The following is a 20626-nucleotide window of genomic DNA, read 5'->3' on the forward strand; positions in this document are numbered from 1 at the left end:
TATGCTTATACTCACTACAATCTATATCATTCTTATTTTCCTTGTCCTTCGGTTCTCTGTAACCTTATTTAATTTCCTGTCTAACCCTAAACTGGGCATTTACGGCAGGCACTTCGATGACAAGGTATCGATATTGATTGAAGCTGCGCCCGATACCTCAGTTTTACTGGAACTGCTCCACACACTTAAAGCACAAGACTACTACGACATCGAAGTCATTATCCAGCGCAATGAAAATGCAGACCAGTCGGCAGAGCTGGCCAGTTTCTGTGCAGCCGACCATCGCTTTAACTTCAGGAAGCAGAAAACAGGTGCAGCCGAAGATGAGGCCACCGGTGATTACTTTCTATTTCTAGGTACCCATACCATCATTTGTGATGGATTGATCAATAGTCTGATTTACCGGACCAAAGTTTTTAACCTGACGCTCCTTAACATCATTCCTACCCAATCTATTAATGGATTTTTCAATTACTGTTTGCTGCCGCTCAATAATTTTGTACTCCTGAATTTAATCCCGCTAAGGCTCATCCGTCTTTTTTCCAGTCCTGCGTTTTCCGCGGGAACAAATCAATGCATGTTTTTTGATGCTGCGGTCTATAAAAAATACGAATGGCACCGCAGGCTAAAAGGAGAGATGCCCGAAGCACTGGAAATCGTTAAAGCCGTTAAACAAGAAAAACTTAAAGCAGAAACGCTGGTTGGAAATAAATTGATTTATAGTTATGTGTCTGAAGACCAAAACGATTTAATTAAGAAAACAGGTCAGCGCCTGCTCAGGAATTTCGGGAACAATAGCTTCGTAGCCCTTTTATACCTGCTATTGATTATAGGAGGCCCCCTTTATATCCTGGCTGACTATGATTACAGATTACTGATCCTTCCGGTCGGGCTTATTTTCCTGAGCAGGGTTATGATCTCTTTTCTATCCGGACAAAATGCCATCTGGAATGTCCTGCTTCATCCCGTCCAGATGTTTTTTCTCGTCATTTCCTTACTACAGGCAATTTCGATCAGGATCTTTCAGCCACGCAAAAAATAACTGACATTGATATGAAACTCTTTTTGCGTAATTTTGTAGTATCAATTGAAAACAACACCTATGAAATATGATTTAGCCGTTACGATAGATAAAGCCTCAGGATTCTGTTTCGGGGTAGTATATGCTATAGAAATGGCTGAAGATATTTTAGCTGAAGAAGACTATTTATACTGCCTTGGTGATATCGTACACAACGACGAAGAAGTAAAGCGCTTAACTGATAAAGGTTTGCGGATTATTGACCATGAACAATTACAGCAGCTCCGCAATGAAAAAGTACTGATCAGAGCACATGGAGAAGCGCCTTCCACCTATCAGCTGGCACTGGAAAATGACCTGATTTTAATTGATGCTTCCTGTCCCGTTGTTTTAAAACTGCAAAACAGGATTAAAAACTCGTATGACGATAAAGAGCAGATCTTAATCTTTGGAAAACATGGCCATGCAGAAGTGATCGGATTACAAGGGCAAACCGATGGTAATGCTATCGTTTTCCAGGATCTTGCAGAACTTGATCATGTAGATTTGCCCGGTAAATTTACCCTTTACAGTCAGACCACTAAAAGCACAGATAAATTCTATCACATCAAAGAGCAGTTATTGAGCCGCGGATATGAAGTGAAAGCCAATGATACCATTTGCAGACAAGTCTCTAACCGTTACGAAGACCTGGAGAACTTTGTGGTCAACTATGACAGGATCATTTTTGTATCCGGTAAAAAATCATCTAACGGAAAAGTCCTTTATGACGTTTGTAAAAAATACAATGAACACTCTTATTTTATCTCTAATATAGAGGAACTGGATATGAGCTGGTTTAGCGTAAATGATAAAATTGGTATTTGCGGAGCTACCTCTACACCCATGTGGCTGATGGAGAAAGTTAAGGCCAAACTGGAGTCTTTTTAGTTAAAAAGGTGTTCATCATTAAAAAGTAATTATTCAAAAGCCGTTCTAAGGCATATCAAGCATAATGTATATTTGCTCCGGAAATCAGCTCCGGTTAATATCCGGGTTGTTTCTTTACATAAACTATGGGAAAAAAGGGTGTATTATTAGTGAATTTGGGAACTCCGGATAGTCCGGAAGTAAAAGATGTGCGTAAATATCTTGATCAGTTTTTGATGGATGAACGCGTAATTGACATCAGTACATTGAGCAGGACACTGCTGGTAAAAGGGATTATTGTGCCTTTCCGTAGTCCAAAAACTGCTAAACTTTATAAAGAAATCTGGGATGAAAATGGCTCACCCCTTTTATATTACAGTAAAATACAAGCTGCATTAGTTCAGGAACAACTAGGTTCAGAATATCATGTAGAACTGGCTATGCGCTATCAAAGCCCATCCATTGAAGCTGCACTGGATAGAATGAAAGCAGGACTGGTTGAAAGCATCCAGGTTATTCCATTATTTCCTCAATATGCTTCAGCAAGTACCGGATCAGTGATTCAGAAAGTTATGGAGATTGTCGGTAAATGGCAAACTATTCCACCAGTTTCATTCGTGAATTCTTTCCATGATAACGAAATGATGATCAGTACATTTGCTGACAATGCTAAAAAATATCAGCCAGAAAATTACGATCAGATTCTGTTCAGTTTCCACGGCTTACCAGAACGTCAGCTGATCAAATGTGACCACTCAGGCCAGCACTGCCTTAAAACTACCGATTGCTGCGCTACATTAACAGACGTGAATAAATTCTGTTACTCTGCACAATGCCATGATACCGCAAGGCTGATTGCAGCCGAACTGAATATCCCGGCTACAAAATACTCCGTATGTTTCCAATCCAGATTAGGAAAAGAACCATGGGTACAACCTTATACCTCTGATACCCTTAAAGAATTAGCAGCAAAAGGTAAAAAAAGACTGCTGGTATTCTGTCCGGCTTTCGTTGCAGATTGTCTGGAGACACTTTACGAAGTAACAGTTGAATACGGTGAAGAATTCAAAAAATTAGGAGGAGAAGAAGTACAGTTGGTTTCCAGCTTAAACGATCATCCCCAATGGATTGCTGCCTTAGTGAAAATGGTTAAAGACCATCATTCCAACTCAAATTAAATATACTGTTCCAGATAGCTTAAAATCTGTTTGGTAGAACCAGTCTTATCCTGCACATATTTTTTCGCCGCAGGGCCTGCATTTTTATCTTTCTGTAGCTTTTCAAAAGCTACAGAAAGTTCATCCATCGACTTGATGGTGATCGCAGCATTTAAACGCAGTAAATCCTTTGCTTCCTGAAACTTGTCGTACTTAGGGCCGAAGATGACCGGCAAACCAAAAGCAGCAGCTTCTAGTGTATTATGGATACTCACACCAAAACCACCCCCGATATAAACAATCCTTCCATATTGGTAAATCGAAGAAAGTAAGCCAATATTGTCAATCACCATCACCTGGCTATCTTGTTCAGGAAGCTGATCATTTAATTTGGTATAACGCAGCGCTCCCGGTACTAACTTTAACAACTGTTCTATGTGAGGAGCATCAATCTCATGTGGTGCAACAATGAACTTCCATTGCGGATAAGCTGAAATCAAAGCGACGACTAATTGCTCATCCTGTGGCCAGGTACTGCCTGCAATGAAAACAGGTGCCTGTCCGCAAAATTTTTCAATTAAGGGTAAAGGTTTTACCGTTAATACATTTTCCGCTACCCTGTCAAAGCGCGTATCCCCACTTAAACTTACATTTTCATAATTTAACCCACTCAGCAATTCCACACTCTCGGTATTCTGAACAAAAAAGTGAGTTACACAATCCAGCATGCTGCGGTAAAAACCACCATACCATTTAAAAAATAACTGTTCAGGTCTGAATATCCCCGAAATAATCAATAGCGGTACCTTTCTTGCATGAAGCAATTGAAAATAATGGTACCAAAACTCATACTTCGTGAAAATTGCAATCTCAGGCTGAATAAGGTCTATAAACTGTTTTGCATTTCTTTTGGTGTCTAACGGCAGATAAAAAACACCTTCTGCCAGCGCATAATTCTTGCGGATTTCATAACCCGAAGGAGAGAAGAAGGTAACGATGATTTTTTTATCCGGATAGTTTCTCTTCAGCTGTTCTAAAACAGTTCTTCCCTGTTCGAATTCACCCAGCGAAGCAAAATGGAACCAGATATGTTTCTGCTTTCCATCCACCCTGGTTCCGATAAAACTGAAGATGTTTTCTCTGCCTTTCCGAAATAATCCGGCCTTCTGGTTAAAGAAAGAAGCGATGAAAATAATCACCCTGTAAAGCGCGATACCAAAATTATAAAGCAAAAGCATTTTGTTGTTTATTTATTATCTTAGCCGAAGATACTTGATTAAAATTTAAAATTTTCTGAATATATGTTAAGTCGTTAGGCTTTAGTGTTATGTATCTGAGGGCCTGTTGAAATTTGGATGACCGAATGAACCAAGGCGTTATTAATTTAAACGAGTTAAATATATTTTAAAATATCTATATGAAAATTGCCGTAATCGGAACAGGGTATGTAGGGCTTGTAACAGGGACTTGTCTTGCTGAAACAGGTAATACTGTAATTTGTGTTGACATCAACGAAGCAAAGGTTCTGAAAATGCAAAATGGGGAAATACCTATTTACGAACCAGGACTGGATGTATTATTCCTTAGAAATATTGAACAGAAAAGATTAACCTTTACCACTGATCTTGCGGTGGCAGTAGCTTCTGCGCAGATTATTTTTATGGCTTTGCCTACGCCTCCCGGAGGAGACGGTGCAGCAGATCTTTCCTATATTCTGGGTGCAGCAAAAGACATTGCCAAACTGGTAACCGAGTACAAAGTTATTGTCAATAAATCTACCGTTCCGGTTGGGACAGCAGATAAAGTGCAGGCTGTATTCGCTGAACACACCGCAATTCAGATTGATGTAGTTTCTAATCCGGAATTCCTGCGTGAAGGCGTGGCAGTGGAAGATTTTATGAAACCTGATCGTGTGGTGATCGGTACAAGAAGTGAACGTGCACAAAAGCTGATGGCCGAATTATACGGACCTTACGTACGTCAGGGAAATCCGATTCTGTTTATGGATGAACGTTCCTCAGAACTGACTAAATATGCAGCAAACTCATTTCTGGCTACAAAGATCACTTTCATGAATGAAGTGGCTAACCTTTGTGAACTGGTAGGTGCTGATGTAGATGCTGTACGTAAAGGAATAGGCTCTGACGGCAGAATTGGTAAACGTTTCCTGTTTCCGGGTATTGGATACGGAGGCTCTTGCTTCCCTAAAGATGTGCAAGCACTGGCTAAATCGGCCGAAGAGAATAAATATGATTTCCAGATTCTGAAAGCAGTCATGGAAATTAATGAAAAGCAAAAAACTGTACTGGTTGATAAACTGCTGCGTTATTATAAAGACGATTTAAAAGGAAAACACTTTGCACTATGGGGCCTTGCTTTTAAACCAGAAACTGATGATATCCGTGAGGCACCAGCCTTATACATTATTGATGAACTGGTTAAACATGGCGCTACAGTTACTGTTTTTGATCCCGAAGGAATGGAAAACGTAAAAGGCCAGATCGGTGACAAAGTGAAGTATGCACCAAACCAATACGAAGCACTGGAAGGTGCAGACGCCCTGCTGATTGCTACAGAATGGTCAGTTTTCCGTAATCCGGATTTCGAGCGGATGGAAGAGAAATTAGCGAATAAAGTTATTTTTGATGGTCGTAACTTATACGACTTGCAGAAAATGATTGATTTGGGATATTATTACAACAGCATAGGCCGTAAACTAATAGATTAATGGAGCGTAAAAGAGTATTAATTACCGGAGCAGCCGGATTTCTGGGTTCACATTTATGTGACAGGTTTATTAAAGAAGACTATCATGTTATTGCGATGGATAACCTGATTACAGGTGACCTTCAGAACATAGAACATCTGTTTGCTTTAGAGAATTTCGAGTTCTCTCATCACGATGTTTCCAAATTCGTATATGTACCCGGCAAACTGGATTATATCCTTCACTTTGCTTCTCCTGCGAGTCCGATAGATTACCTTAAAATTCCTATACAGACCCTTAAAGTGGGTTCATTAGGAACACATAACCTGCTGGGATTGGCGAAAAGTAAAAAAGCAAGGATGATTATTGCTTCTACTTCAGAAGTATATGGTGATCCGAGTGTTAACCCACAGCCTGAAGAATATTGGGGAAATGTGAATCCTGTAGGCCCAAGAGGCGTATATGATGAAGCTAAACGTTTTCAGGAAGCGATGACTATGGCTTACCATACCTTTCATGGGCTGGAAACACGCATTGTTCGTATCTTTAATACTTACGGGCCAAGAATGCGTCTGAATGACGGTCGTGTATTGCCGGCTTTTATTGGCCAGGCACTAAGAGGAGAAGACCTAACTGTTTTCGGTGATGGTTCACAAACCCGTTCTTTCTGCTACGTAGATGATCTGGTAGAAGGTATTTACCGCTTACTCTTAAGTGATTACGCACAACCAGTAAACATTGGAAACCCTGATGAAATTACGATCAGCCAGTTTGCTGAAGAGATTATCAAGCTGACCGGAACTACCCAAAAGGTTATTTACAAAGACTTGCCAGTAGATGATCCTAAACAACGCAGACCAGATATTACAAAAGCGAGAGCCTTATTAAACTGGGAGCCTAAAGTAAGCCGTGCAGAAGGTTTAAAAATTACTTACGCTTATTTCAAAAGCCTGCCAGCTGAAGCATTGGTAAATAAAGAACATAAAGATTTTACAACATACAACCGCTAATTACAAATGGGAAAAATATTAGTTACAGGAGGAACAGGATTTATAGGTTCTCACACCGCAGTAGAATTGATCAATGCAGGTTATGAAATAATTCTGGTAGATAATTTTTCTAACTCTAACCGGAGGATTCTGACACAACTGGAAACTATTCTTGGTCAGCAACCTGAGTTTGCAGAACTTGATCTTTGTGATGAGGCAAAAGTAAACGAGTTTGCTGCAAATCATCCTGATATTACGGGAGTAATTCACTTTGCTGCCTATAAAGCAGTGGGAGAATCCGTACAACAGCCACTTAAATACTACAGAAACAACTTCTATTCACTGATCAATCTGATTAATGCTTTTGATAGTAAAATAGACCTGGTATTCTCTTCATCCTGCACCGTATACGGACAGCCGGATCAGTTGCCGGTAACTGAAGATGCCCCTGTTAAAAAAGCGGAATCGCCTTATGGAAATACCAAACAGATTGCAGAAGAAATCCTGACTGAAACCTGTGCCGTTACCCCAGGCTTAAAAGTAACCTCTTTGCGTTACTTTAACCCGGTTGGTGCGCATGAAACAGCATTGATTGGTGAATTGCCGATTGGTGTGCCTCAAAACCTGATTCCATTTATTACGCAATCCGCCATCGGTAAACGCGGGCCGATTACCGTTTACGGAAATGATTACAATACCCCTGATGGAAGTGCAATCAGAGATTATATACATGTAGTTGATCTTGCCAAAGCACACGTTGCAGCAATTAAACGCATGGAAAGCGGCCAGGCAGAAAGTAACTATGAAGTATTCAACCTGGGAACAGGGAAAGGTACTTCAGTACTGGAAATCATTGGTGCTTTTGAAAAATCTACCGGTACTCAATTAAACTATACGATAGGTGCAAGAAGAGAAGGTGATATTGAACAAGTATGGGGAGATGTGACTAAATCTGCTGAACAGCTGGGCTGGAAAGCCGAACTTGATATTAATCAAATGATGTCATCAGCATGGGCCTGGGAAAATTACATCAAAGATAACCCGTTTTAAATGTTATTAAAAGATCATAAAGACCTTAAAGCAGCAATAACAGCTATCCCTGATAAAGAAAAGGATAAGTTATTGCTTCGTCTGATCGCAAAAGATAAAGTACTGACAGAACATCTCCACTTCAAACTGCTGGAAGATGAATCTGATCTGGAAGAAAGACATCAATTGCTCAAAGCGGAAATTGATGAATCCGTAGCCTGGCTGAACGAGCTGAGGAAGGCAACTTCTAAAGATGCGCTGGTCATTCTCCGGAAGCTGAATGGCAGGGTTAACCATCACTATAAAGTGACGAAAGACCTCAATACAGAAGCCGAATTGAGGTTATACTTACTGAAGACTATACCTGCGGGATATAATGAAAGTGTGCTTTCACCAATGGCCAAATTTAATGACCGGTTGAAAACATACTTTTTAAGAACAACATTGGCTTTGTACAAAAAATACGTGAAGCTGCACGAAGATTTGCAATATGATCTGAAGGAAGAATTCAATAGCGTATTGAAAAAAATTGAGCAATACGATTTAACAAGGGCAGCTTCAGAACTTGGACTGCCAAAAGAATTATAACGATACCTATAAAAAAAGAAGATAAAAATAAGAAGAATGAAGAAGATTTTAATAACAGGTGGTGCAGGGTTTATCGGTTCTCACGTGGTGAGAAGGTTCGTTAATAAATATCCTGATTATCAAATCGTAAATCTGGATAAATTAACTTACGCAGGTAATCTGGCTAACTTAACAGATATTGAAGCAAATCCAAATTACAGCTTTGTCAAAGCTGATATTACCGATGCAGAGGAGATCAATGCTTTATTCCAGAAGGAAAACTTTGATGCCGTGATTCACCTTGCCGCAGAATCTCATGTAGACAGATCAATCACTGATCCTACAGCATTTGTAATGACCAATGTAATCGGCACTGTTAACTTGTTAAATGCAGCCAGAGAATACTGGAAGGGTGATTATCAAACGAAACGTTTTTATCATGTATCAACGGATGAAGTATATGGTGCATTAGGTGATACCGGTATGTTTACTGAAAGCACTGGTTATGATCCTCATAGTCCTTATTCTGCTTCTAAAGCTTCTTCAGATCACTTTGTAAGAGCCTATCATGATACTTATGGTATTGATATCGTAATTTCAAACTGTTCAAATAACTATGGTTCTCATCATTTTCCTGAGAAACTGATCCCATTGGCTATCAATAATATTAAGAATAACCTTCCTGTACCGGTATATGGTAAGGGGGAGAATATCCGTGACTGGTTATGGGTAGAGGATCATGCGCGTGCAATTGATGTTATTTTCCATGAGGCTAAAACGGGAGAAACTTATAATATCGGCGGACATAATGAGTGGAAGAATATCGACCTGATACATTTGTTGTGCAAGATTATGGACCAGAAGTTAGGCAGGGCAGAAGGGGAGTCGGCAAAGCTGATTACTTTTGTGACGGATCGCGCGGGACATGATTTGAGATATGCAATCGATTCTACGAAGTTACAGGAGAAGTTGAACTGGGTACCAAGTTTGCAGTTTGAGGAGGGGTTAGAGAAGACGGTGGAGTGGTATTTGGCTAATGAAAAGTGGTTGGGGGATGTTACTTCAGGAAACTATCAAAAGTACTATCAAACTCAGTATAACAGGTAAGTACCAGGGAAATAAGGCATAAAAAAAAGCAACGACAGTTTCCGGTCGACGATCCCCGAACGGGATCAATGTCCGGAAACTGCCGTTGCTTTTTTTTATGCTCCATGGGTTCCCCCATACATAGCCTGTTTCGTACCGGGATGATAAAGCTTTGAGGTTCCCCTCTGTACATTGGGAGTGTTCCTGGAAGACGGGATAAATTATATGACGCAAAAAAAAGTTGTAAGCTATATGATGCAGAAAAAAAAATATAACCTTGTAAAGGTTTTTTTTGATAAGAAACAGGGGAAATAATAAGATGCAAAACGAGAGTTGTAACCTTGTAAAGGTTTTTTTTGATAAGAAACAGGGGAAATAATAAGATACAAAAATGAGAGTTGTAACCTTGTAAAGGTTCTTTTTGATAATAAACAGGGGAAATAATAAGATACAAAAATGAGAGTTGTAACCTTGTAAAGGTTCTTTTTGATAAGAGACAGGGGAAATAATAAGATGCAAAAACGAGAGTTATAACCTTGTAAAGGTTCTTTTTGATAATAAACAGGGGAAATAATAAGATGCAAAACGAGAGTTATAACCTTATAAAGGTTCTTTTTGATAAGAAACAGGGGAAATAATCAGGTACAAAAGCTGGAGTAATAAAGGGTAAAAAGAAAAAGATAAATGGATTCGCATTTTGATAAGTATAGGGCAGAATTAAGTAAGGAGAACCTGACTTCGTTTGAAGATTTGGAAGATCTGATTAAACCATTAATCAGGTCGGCGACAAAAATTGAGGTTTCGAAACCTTCAGAGTTAAAAGAAAATACACAATTGATTTCTCATTTTGGTGGGCAGCCTTATTTTGAAAAGGAGGAGGAATGGCCGAAAACGAAGGATGGTCAGGAATTAGACTTTATTTTTCAGGTTTTTAATACTGGTGAGATTAACCTGCCGGATAATATTCAGTTGGTTCAGTTTTTTTATGATTGGGAGGAATCTCCGTGGGATACTGAAAATGATGGCTGGTTAGTGAAAATATATAAAACACTAAATAGTGACCGGGTTGTGAAATTTAATAAATCAACTGAATCAGAGGGTACTAAGTTTTGTGAAGTCATATTTAAAGCAGTAAAATCATTACCGGATTGGGAAGGTATTGAAATTTATAGCAGAAATGCTTCTAAGTTATCTTGTGTACTGAATGAAGATGAACCGTGGGATAGTTACCAGAAAGCCGCTGAAAAATTAGCGGGTGAGCAGGTGTATAGAAGCCAGATAGGTGGTTATCCTAATTGGGTTCAGGGAGAGGATACACCAGATCAGGGTACTGAACCGATGAAACTATTGTTTCAAATTGATTCGGAAGAGCATGCGGGACTGATGTGGGGGGATGTTGGATTAATCTATGTGTTTTATGACGAAGCTTCTGAAAAAATAGAATTCACTTTACAGTGTCACTAACGGTTATATAGTCAGCGATCTTCTTTACCAGATCAATATATACTTCAACGTAAAAATCAGCCGCTAAACAGATTTAATCACCATTTAATCTAACCATTCTGGCAACTAACGATTGCCATCTAACAATTGCCACCTAATAATTGGCAACTAACTATTGACACCTAACGATTGCCATCTAACAATTGGCAACTAACTATTACCACCTAACAATTGCCACCTAACAATTGCCATCTAGCAATTAGCAACTAACAATTAGCGTCATCTAACAAACTATGTAATCCCAATAACAGCTAGCCACCAACCAAGAATTGGAGTGCCCGTTGGATTTCAAAAAAAAGTCCTGCTACTATCTGCTGACATTGGCCCCTCTTCAGGGGGCGTCGGCAGCAGATAGTAGCAGGACTTTTTTTGAAACTCTATTCGTAACGTAAAGCCTCTACAGGGTCCAGTTTCGAAGCCTTTTTTGCCGGATAATAACCCGAAGCAACCCCTACAAGCACGCACAGCACAAACCCTCCGAAAATAAAAAACCACGGAATAATAAAAGAACCACCCATCATCAGTGAAATTGCATTTCCCAGTAACACACCGAACAAAATACCCATTGCCCCGCCCATCAGACAAATGATGATCGCCTCAATCAAAAACTGCTTCCTGATTACAGAAGGATTCGCACCAATAGCCTTTCTGATTCCAATCTCACGGGTACGCTCCGTCACCGAAACCAGCATGATATTCATTAAACCAATAGAAGCACCGATCAAAGTAATAATTCCAATCGCAATACCACCCACCGCAATCATCGCTAAATCCTTAAACAACGTTTGTGCAAGCGCATCACTCTTGGTAATCTCGAAATTATTCGGCTCCTTAATCTTGATTTTTCTTATATTTCTAAACTCAGCCGTAGCCTCACCAATCACATTCTCCATCTGTTCCGGCTTTAACACCATCACACTGATTGTATACGAAGGATTTGGTGCCGCATTGATCACCTTGGCCTTGTACAGCGGAAAGAATATCGCTCTGTCCGTACTAAAGCCCATACCCGAACCTTTAGACGCCAATACGCCGATCACCTTCATTCTGCTGCCACCAGCATTTATAAATTTATCAATAGGAGACTCTTTTTTAAATAAAGTAGTGGCAATCTCACTACCAAGAATACAAATATTTGCCCCCTGATCAGACTCCTCAGGAGTGAAATTACGGCCATTTGAAATATCAGCCCCCAATGACTTCAGCCCATTCTCATCAATACCCCTGATGTTGATATTCGGATTTGTTTTCTCCTGCCCATACTTAGCTGTTGCAGCACCAGAAGCAATCACACTTACTGTGACCGTAGCCGGCCCTACAAACTGTTTTTTTAATGCAATCGCATCTTCATAACGAATAGCCTTAGAAGACTTTGCCTCCTGACCAGGGCCACCGAAACGAATCCCCGTACCCTTATTTCTAATGGTAAAAGCATTTGCACCCATACTCGAAAAAGCATCAGTCATACTCGTTTTTACCGCATCCAGAGTTGTTAGAATCCCTACCAATGCCGATAAACCAATCGCAATGATTAATGCTGTCAGCATCGTGCGCAAACGGTTACTTCTTATAGATTGCAGGGCCAGCCTTATATTTTCTGTATAGGTCATTTCTCTGAGATGTAATTTGGAGGAGCTTAAAAATAAAAAGTCCCGCTGTTAGGACAACGGGACTTTTAAAATGTTACAAAGAAAATGTTTTAATTATACTGAAAAGCTGGTTCCGCAACCGCAAGTGCTTTCTGCATTCGGATTACTGAAAGTAAAACCTCTGGAGTTTAAACCATCCTGCCAATCTACCTGCATACCCAGCAAGTACATTTGATGTGCCTTATTCATGAAAATTTTCATTCCATTGATTATAAACTCCTGGTCACCGTCTTTTTTCTGGTCAAAGCCCAGCAAATAGCTCATACCTGAACATCCGCCACCTTCAACACCAACACGCAAACCAAAATCGTCAGCAATTTCCTGCTGATCTTTTAATTTCAAAAGTTCTTTTAAAGCCGTTTCAGTAAAAGAAACTGGTGCAAACGCTGTATCTACTGTACTCATGATATTTCTAATTTGGAATAACAAATATATCCTTATGGTGCTCAGTCCAAAATCCGGATTGTTCCAACAAAGATAATAACAAATGGTTTATACTGTATAACATAAAATAGCAGGACCGTCAATTTGACGTCAAGAATTTAGACTGCTTCTAAAAAAGCCCGCCAAACACAAATAAATAAATTGTAAGATTTATAGAAATAAAAATACATTTTTGCTGAAGACAAACAGAACCAGATGAACATATCATACTTTTTGACACTAGTGGCCGTTCTGGCTATAGGAGGCAGCATTACCGTAGCTTTTGCCTGGTACCTGATCAGGAATGAAGTGCAAAAATATTTCAGCTTAAAATCTTTTGAAGCCCGAAAAGAAGAACGCATCCATTTACTTCCCCTTCGGTTACAAGCCCACGAAAGGATGATTGTTTTTATCGAACGTATTAATCCTGCGAACCTGCTGGTCAGGCTACATCAGCAGGGAATCTCTGCAAAAGAATTACAAGCAGTCATTTTAACTGAAATCAGAACAGAATACCAGCATAATGTGACTCAGCAGCTCTACGTAAGCTCTGCAAACTGGAATGTACTGCGCAAATTAAAAGAAGATACCATCGCGATGTTCAATAATGCGGTCGCAGGATTACCTGCGGATGCAAGCGGGATAGACCTGAGCAGAAAAGTATTGGAGCATATGGCATCAATTGCTGAAAACCCGTATGACCTTAGCCTGGAATTGATTCAAAAAGATATTCACCAATTATTTTAATATGGAAGATAAAAAATTTGTGACCAGCTCCGGGATTGAAATCAAAGCGACTTATACGCTCGCCCAGCCAATGACCGAAAAACCAGGTCAGTTTCCCTATACCAGGGGGATTCAAAAAGATATGTACCGCGGCAGACTATGGACTATGCGTCAATATGCAGGTTTCAGTACAGCAGAAGAATCCAATAAACGTTATCACTACCTGTTAAAACAAGGTACAATGGGTTTGTCGGTTGCATTTGATCTTCCTACACAGATTGGTTATGACTCGGATCATGAAATGTCTGAAGGGGAAGTCGGTAAAGTTGGCGTAGCTATTGACTCCCTTAAAGATATTGAAACCCTGTTTGATGGAATTGAACTGGAGAAAATTACAACTTCCATGACCATCAATGCTACAGCTTCCATCTTACTGGCCATGTATATCGCCCTGGCTAAAAAACAAGGCGCAGATATCAGGCAGATTTCAGGGACCATACAGAATGATATTTTAAAAGAATATGCTGCAAGAGGGACCTATATCTATCCACCCAAACCCTCCATGCGCATCATTACTGATATTTTTGAATATTGCAGTAAAGAAGTACCAAAATGGAATACCATTTCTATTTCCGGCTATCACATCCGTGAAGCAGGCTCTACCGCTGTACAGGAACTGGCTTTTACAATGGCCAATGGAAAAGCCTATCTGAATGCCGCACTGGAAAAAGGGCTCGATATTAATATTTTTGCGAAACGTCTGTCCTTCTTTTTCAATTGCCATAACAATTTCTTTGAAGAGATCGCAAAATTCCGCGCAGCAAGAAGAATGTGGGCAAATATTACAAAAAATTTGGGAGCTACAGATGAGAAGGCACAGATGCTGCGGTTCCATACCCAAACGGGCGGCTCTACGCTAACTGCGCAGCAACCCATGAACAATATTGTCAGAGTGACTAATCAAGCCATGGCGGCCGTCCTTGGCGGCACACAATCATTGCATACCAATGGTTTTGATGAAGCGCTGTCTTTACCTACAGAGGCAGCTGCTAAAATTGCTTTGCGCACCCAGCAGGTTATTGCTTTTGAAAGTGGGGTAACTGAAACTGTAGATCCATTAGCAGGTTCTTTCTTTGTTGAAAACCTGACCAATGAAATTGAGGCGGCAGCTCAGCTATATATTGATAAAATTGATGCCATGGGCGGCTCTGTCAATGCGATCGAAAACGGGTACATTCAGAATGAAATTGCGGATGCCGCTTATGCCTACCAGGTAGAGATTGAAGAAGCCACCAGGGTGATTGTTGGCGTGAATAAATTTACACAGGAAAAAGAAGGAATTACTGATACTTTAAGAATTGATGAATCGATAAGAACTATCCAGACGGATAAAATTAATAAACTAAAAAAAGAAAGAAATAATGAGGATGTTGCGATCGCTTTAGCTAACTTGAGGAAAGGAGCAGAGTCAACGGAAAATCTGATGCCGCTTATCCTGACCGCAGTAGAAGCTTATGCCACTTTAGGGGAGATTGCCGATGTATTACGCAGTGTTTTCGGAGCGTATTAATTGAATGTTAAAAAATAGTTATCCACATAAAAAATTTAGGTTAACTATGGTATTACTCTGCTGATTAGGTACTTACTAAATAAATGAAATTTTAGTTTTTTTTGTTGATAATTTTTTGAATCTTCGATCTCTCGGAACATCAGTTTTCGCAGGCTGTATTCTTCGGGAAAATCATTAATATATTTAGGGCACTATGGAAAAAACTTGTACCGAAGTATGGAAAAACTGTCTTCAAATTATTAAGGACAATATCCCGAGCCAGAGTTTTAAAACCTGGTTCGAACCGATTTCTGCCCTTAAACTTGATGGCAAAGTTTTAACAATACAGGTACCTAGTTTATTTTTCTACGAATGGTTAGAAGAACATTATGTGGGACTGCTGCGTAAGACTGTTAAAAAGCAACTTGGAGATGAAGGCAGACTGGAATATAACATTGTAGTGGATAAATCTTCCAATAGCGGGTCACCTTATACCACCAACATGCCCTCTAACGGGAATGGGGCGGAAGCTAAAATGCAATCTATGCCAATACCTGTTTCTATAAACAAGGATATTAAAAACCCTTTTATAATTCCAGGCCTGAAAAAGCTGAATGTAGACCCTCAGCTCAACTCAAATTATACTTTCGAAAACTATATTGAAGGTGACTGTAACCGCCTGGCCCGTTCAGCAGGTTATGCTGTTGCAGCAAAACCCGGAGGTACTTCATTCAACCCTTTAATGATTTATGGCGGAGTAGGCCTGGGGAAGACCCATCTTGGTCAGGCTATAGGCAATGAAATTAAACGGACGATGCCTGATAAACTGGTCATCTATGTTTCCTGCGAGAAATTCTGCCAGCAATTTGTAGACTCTCTGAAAAATAATACCATCAATGATTTTGTGAATTTCTATCAGGCCATGGATGTGATCATTATGGATGATGTGCATAACTTCGCCGGAAAAGAAAAAACACAGGATATCTTCTTTCATATTTTCAACCACCTGCACCAATCAGGCAAACAAGTGATCCTGACTTCAGACAAAGCGCCTAAAGATCTGGCAGGTCTGGAAGAAAGATTGTTGAGCAGGTTTAAATGGGGACTTTCAGCAGATCTGCAAATCCCGGACCTGGAAACCAGGATCGCGATCCTGAGAAAGAAAATGTATGCAGACGGCATTGAGCTTCCACAGGAAGTTGTCGAATATGTAGCCAATAATATTGATAACAACGTCAGGGAACTGGAAGGTGCAATGGTTTCTTTGCTTGCGCAGTCTACCTTGAATAAAAAAGATATCGATCTTTCTTTAGCGAAACAAATGCTGAAGAACTTTATCAAAAATACGACGAAAGAGATTTCCATGGAATACATACAGAAACTGGTATGTGAGTACTTTGAAGTCCCGGTAGACATGGTCAAATCACCTACCCGTAAAAGAGAAATTGTACAAGCCCGGCAGATTTCTATGTACCTGTCCAAAAGCCATACTAAATCTTCCCTGAAAACTATTGGCGCTTTCTTTGGAGGCCGCGATCACTCTACTGTGATTTATGCCTGCCAGACCGTAGAAGACCTGATTGATACGGATAAGAAATTTAAAGGCTATGTACACGATATTCAAAAGAAACTCAAAATGAGTTAGTCATTGTAATCAATAAGTTACATCTTTTTAAGGGATTTCGTCCTTCAGTATCGAATTTTTCAATTTCTTAACATTAAATGCAGAAATCTGCAACTTGTCCCCTAAAACAAGCTGATAAATCATTTTATCATATTCCAGGGCAAACAATTCCCTAATACCTATCAGATATTTTCGTGTAGTAATAATCTAAAAAAAGCTCATGGAAAAAAAACTACCCAACTTTGTAAGAATGCTGCTGACAACTGCATTTGTGTTATTAACTGCTGTACAGCTATTTGCACAAAATGTGCCAATCAGAGGAACTGTTACAGACGAGACAAAAGCCCCGGTTCCCGGCGCCAGTGTAAAGATCAAAGGAACCTCAGTCGGTACTGTAAGTTCAACGAATGGAACTTTCACATTGAGTGTACCAAAAGGCAAGACCATCACCATCACTTCTATAGGTTACCTGACACAGGAAATTGTGGTCAATGGAGAAACTGCGCTACAGATAGAATTGAAAAATGATTCAAAACAACTAACAGAAGTAGTCGTTACTGCCCTTGGTATCAAAAAAGATATCAAAAAAATTGGGTATGCAACTCAGGAAATTAAAGGAAGTGAGCTGGTAAAAGCGAGAGAACCTAACGCAATTAACTCCCTGACTGGTAAAATTGCCGGCTTAACAGTTGGAGGAAGTGCTGAACTTCTTGGCCGCCCTCAACTGGTTTTAAGAGGGAGTACAGATCTTTTATTTGTAGTAGACGGTGTTCCCGTTAACTCAGATACCTGGAATATCAGTGCCGATGACATAGAAACCTATACAGTATTAAAAGGCCCGAATGCTGCGGCTTTATACGGTTTCAGAGGACAAAATGGAGCCATATTGGTCACTACAAAAAAAGGGACTAAGGATGACCGCGGTTTCAGTGTGGAATTTAACAGCAGTACCATGCTGGAGAAAGGATTTACTGCTGTTCCAAAAGCACAAACAGCATATGGTTATGGAAATGACTATAAATACGCTTACGGAAATGACCTTTACGATCTGGATGGAAGTTACCGGAGAACAAATATCTGGGGGCCTAAATTTGATGGACAGGGGGTAGCGCAATATGATAGTCCGGTAGATCCGGTAACCGGAATCCGGAGCAAAACACCATGGCTTTCTAAAGGCGCTAAAAACTTTGAGAATTTCATGCAGACTGGTATCCTGAGCACCAACAATGTTTCAGTAAGTGCATCAGGCGAAAAATACGATATGCGTACCTCGGTAAGTCATACTTATCAAAAAGGGATGGCACCGAATACTAAACTGAATATTGATAACCTGAACCTTTATGGCGGTTATAACTTCAGCTCTAAATGGAGAATGGATGCTAACCTGAATTTAAATACTCAGTACACACCAAACATTCCGGATGTTTCTTACGGCCCTAACAGTTACGTTTACCAGTTTAAAGTATACGGATCTTCCAGCTGGGACCTCAATGACGTTAAAGACTATTTCGGTGGTCCGCGTGGCCGTCCGGGATTGGTGCAGAATTTCGTAGAATACGGCAGACATAACAATCCTTACTTTACGGCCAATGAATGGTTGCACAGTCATAAAAAAACAGACATTAACGGTTATGCGAAATTAAGTTATAAGGTAAATGATAACCTGAACTTCAGCTTACGTTCTCAAATTACAACCTGGAATCAAATGCGTACAGAGAAAGTTCCGCCATCCACGAACTTAAATCAATACGTAAATGATTACTATTTTAATAAATCAAATGGTATTTATAATATCTGGTACGGTGACTACAGAGAAGATCAGCGTACGCTGGTAGAACATAACCACGATTTCCTGGCTAACTATAACAAGAAAATCAGTGATGATTTCACCTTCTCGGGTTCTGCGGGTGCGAACTTAAGAACATTTGAGTACAATTCTACCTGGGCAACAACTTATGCTTTAACCTTACCGGGCGTTTATAACCTGGCTAATTCACAAGGTCCTGTTAAATCTTACAACTTCGGCTCTAAAATGCAGGTATCAAGTGGTTACTATACTTTTGACTTTGGTATTAAGAACTGGTTGAACATCAATACCACAGGTCGTGTAGATAAACTTTCTACCTTACCAAAAGGCAATGACGTCTTCTTTTACCCTTCGGTATCCTTAAGTTCAGTAGTGAGTGATTACGTTAAATTACCTGAAGTGATCTCTTTCTGGAAATTGCGCGGCTCTTTCGCAGACGTAAGGGGCGCATTAACAAGTCCGACGATTGGAACAGCTTACAATGCCTTAACAGGTAATACCGTAGGTAACTTATTAGGTGGTGGTACTTATGGCGGTTACGGAACAGAGTTATACAGTTCATATGACGGCCCTACTTATGATAACCAGAATACTTATAACGTCAATACTTATTACAATAATACGCCATCAGTTGACTTCTCAAAAAACATTGCGAATAATCAAATTAAACCATTTGATGTAAAATCTTATGAAGCAGGAACAGAAATCAAGTTCCTGAAAAACAGATTGGGTGTTGATTTTACTTATTTCACCTCTGTTAACGGCCCGCTGGTATTTCAATTACCGGTTGCCAATTCCACAAGTTATGCGACTGAAAGTGTAAATGCGATCACCTCGAAGAAAAAAGGATGGGAGCTTTCTATTACTGGTACACCTGTTAAAACTCAAAGTGGTTTTACATGGGATGTAATGGCCAACGTATCAACCTACAAAGAAACATTAAGTAAAATTTATGACGGTGTAGATGGCTGGGCGATCAATAACCACAATTATAAAGTTGGAGAGCGTCTGGACGGGATTTACGGACGCGCCTATGTCAGATCTGCGGATGGACAGATTATCCATGATGCCAGCGGATTGCCATTAGCGCAGCAAGCAGGTGTAAACAATAACCAATTGTTAGGTTATGCAAACCCAGATTTCGTGTTTGGTTTCAACAATAGATTCGGGTATAAAAACTTCAGTTTCAGCTTCCAGTTTGATGGACGTATCGGAGGTAAAATATTTGACTATGCTTATGCACAGATGTTAAATGCAGGTACTGCTATTGATCTGGTAGAAGGGCAATACGGAGATGCACGTTTAAAAGAATGGCAAAGCACTAACGGAGGAACCATCAATGCAACAGGTGCAATGGTAGGAAATGGAGTAGTGATTACTTCTGGTACACCACATTATACCAATGGGAAAATTGATAACTATGATCAGCTGACCTTCGCACAGAATACCAAAGCGGTAACTCTGAGAAACTATATACAAAACGGAGTTTATGGATTATTTGATGAACCATTTATGATCAGCCGTTCCTTTGTCAAACTTCGTGAGGTAGTGATTGGTTATACAATCCCTAAAAAGCTTTTGGCTAAAACAGGGATCAGATCAGCAAGTATCTCTTTAATCGGTAGAAACCTGCTTTATTTTGCTAAACGCAAAGACATCGATCTTGATCAGTATGCGTCAGGATTTAACCTGTCCAGCAAAGCCAACGGCGGTAAACAAAGTGATCTTCAAAGTTCTACAGCCCGCCGTTATGGTGTGAATATCAGTATAGGCTTTTAATCCTCCCTTTAATCTTAAAACAAATGAACCCGGCTTGATTAAAATAATTATTAAACCCGAAGGGCAATAATTATTTTAATCATCAAAGGCTCCATCTAACA

Annotated in this window: 16 protein-coding genes; 13 read left to right on the plus strand and 3 right to left on the minus strand. The window is 39.9% G+C overall.

Going from position 1 to position 20626, the window contains the following annotated elements:
- Nucleotide 1 precedes the first annotated feature (1 nt).
- The 3 genes from HDE70_RS25930 to hemH all read left to right on the plus strand — a co-directional run bounded on the left by HDE70_RS25930 (nt 2) and on the right by hemH (nt 3108).
- Nucleotides 2–1042, plus strand: coding sequence for a glycosyltransferase family 2 protein (locus HDE70_RS25930; protein WP_183892268.1), 1041 nt, complete (start codon nt 2–4; stop codon nt 1040–1042).
- Nucleotides 1043–1102: 60 nt separating this feature from the next.
- Nucleotides 1103–1951: a 4-hydroxy-3-methylbut-2-enyl diphosphate reductase gene (locus tag HDE70_RS25935; RefSeq protein WP_183868788.1), complete on the plus strand. Its 849-nt coding sequence runs from the start codon at nt 1103–1105 to the stop codon at nt 1949–1951.
- A 125-nt stretch (nt 1952–2076) separates the two neighbouring features.
- Nucleotides 2077–3108, plus strand: a complete 1032-nt coding sequence (gene hemH, locus HDE70_RS25940; protein WP_183868790.1) for a ferrochelatase — start codon at nt 2077–2079, stop codon at nt 3106–3108.
- Here hemH and HDE70_RS25945 read toward each other — a convergent pair.
- Entirely contained in the window at nt 3105–4325 is a 1221-nt protein-coding gene (locus HDE70_RS25945) for a 3-deoxy-D-manno-octulosonic acid transferase (RefSeq protein WP_183892269.1), read from the minus strand. The two genes, hemH and HDE70_RS25945, sit on opposite strands and share 4 nt — an antisense overlap.
- Nucleotides 4326–4504: 179 nt before the next feature.
- Here HDE70_RS25945 and HDE70_RS25950 point away from each other — a divergent pair, with 179 nt between their 5' ends.
- The 6 genes from HDE70_RS25950 (at nt 4505) to HDE70_RS25975 (ending at nt 10929) form a co-directional block, all read left to right on the plus strand.
- Complete coding sequence (locus HDE70_RS25950; RefSeq protein ID WP_183892270.1) at nt 4505–5815, plus strand: UDP-glucose dehydrogenase family protein; 1311 nt, start codon at nt 4505–4507, stop codon at nt 5813–5815.
- Nucleotides 5815–6804 carry a UDP-glucuronic acid decarboxylase family protein gene (locus tag HDE70_RS25955; protein ID WP_183868793.1) on the plus strand — a complete coding sequence of 330 codons (990 nt, stop codon included), beginning with the start codon at nt 5815–5817 and terminating at the stop codon, nt 6802–6804. The genes HDE70_RS25950 and HDE70_RS25955 overlap by 1 nt, the downstream gene beginning before the upstream one ends.
- A gap of 6 nt (nt 6805–6810) precedes the next feature.
- Nucleotides 6811–7833, plus strand: a complete 1023-nt coding sequence (gene galE, locus HDE70_RS25960; protein ID WP_183892271.1) for a UDP-glucose 4-epimerase GalE — start codon at nt 6811–6813, stop codon at nt 7831–7833.
- Nucleotides 7834–8400 carry a hypothetical protein gene (locus tag HDE70_RS25965; RefSeq protein WP_183868797.1) on the plus strand — a complete coding sequence of 189 codons (567 nt, stop codon included), beginning with the start codon at nt 7834–7836 and terminating at the stop codon, nt 8398–8400.
- A 36-nt stretch (nt 8401–8436) separates the two neighbouring features.
- Nucleotides 8437–9486 carry a dTDP-glucose 4,6-dehydratase gene (rfbB, locus tag HDE70_RS25970; RefSeq protein WP_183892272.1) on the plus strand — a complete coding sequence of 350 codons (1050 nt, stop codon included), beginning with the start codon at nt 8437–8439 and terminating at the stop codon, nt 9484–9486.
- 663 nt (nt 9487–10149) lie between these two features.
- The gene (locus tag HDE70_RS25975) at nt 10150–10929 is read left to right on the plus strand and encodes a DUF1963 domain-containing protein (protein ID WP_183892273.1); all 780 of its coding nucleotides are present in this window, start codon (nt 10150–10152) and stop codon (nt 10927–10929) included.
- 416 nt (nt 10930–11345) lie between these two features.
- Here HDE70_RS25975 and HDE70_RS25980 read toward each other — a convergent pair whose 3' ends face one another.
- The gene (locus tag HDE70_RS25980; RefSeq protein ID WP_183892274.1) at nt 11346–12578 is read right to left on the minus strand and encodes an ABC transporter permease; all 1233 of its coding nucleotides are present in this window, start codon (nt 12576–12578) and stop codon (nt 11346–11348) included.
- Between the two features lie 93 nt (nt 12579–12671).
- A complete protein-coding gene (locus HDE70_RS25985; RefSeq protein ID WP_068406949.1) occupies nt 12672–13022 on the minus strand; it encodes a HesB/IscA family protein in 351 nt (116 codons plus the stop codon).
- A 234-nt stretch (nt 13023–13256) separates the two neighbouring features.
- On the opposite strand from HDE70_RS25985, the gene HDE70_RS25990 reads away from it, so the two are divergent.
- The 4 genes from HDE70_RS25990 to HDE70_RS26005 all read left to right on the plus strand — a co-directional run bounded on the left by HDE70_RS25990 (nt 13257) and on the right by HDE70_RS26005 (nt 20525).
- On the plus strand, nt 13257–13787 hold the full coding sequence (locus HDE70_RS25990) for a hypothetical protein (RefSeq protein WP_183892275.1): 531 nt from the start codon (nt 13257–13259) through the stop codon (nt 13785–13787).
- Nucleotide 13788: 1 nt separating this feature from the next.
- Nucleotides 13789–15336, plus strand: a complete 1548-nt coding sequence (locus HDE70_RS25995; protein ID WP_183892276.1) for a methylmalonyl-CoA mutase — start codon at nt 13789–13791, stop codon at nt 15334–15336.
- A 193-nt stretch (nt 15337–15529) separates the two neighbouring features.
- A complete protein-coding gene (gene dnaA / locus HDE70_RS26000; RefSeq protein ID WP_068394970.1) occupies nt 15530–16960 on the plus strand; it encodes a chromosomal replication initiator protein DnaA in 1431 nt (476 codons plus the stop codon).
- 199 nt (nt 16961–17159) lie between these two features.
- On the plus strand, nt 17160–20525 hold the full coding sequence (locus HDE70_RS26005; protein WP_221302128.1) for a SusC/RagA family TonB-linked outer membrane protein: 3366 nt from the start codon (nt 17160–17162) through the stop codon (nt 20523–20525).
- The last annotated feature ends 101 nt before the right edge of the window (nt 20526–20626 follow it).

The sequence above is a fragment of the Pedobacter cryoconitis genome (assembly GCF_014200595.1).
Lineage (GTDB): Bacteria > Bacteroidota > Bacteroidia > Sphingobacteriales > Sphingobacteriaceae > Pedobacter > Pedobacter cryoconitis_C.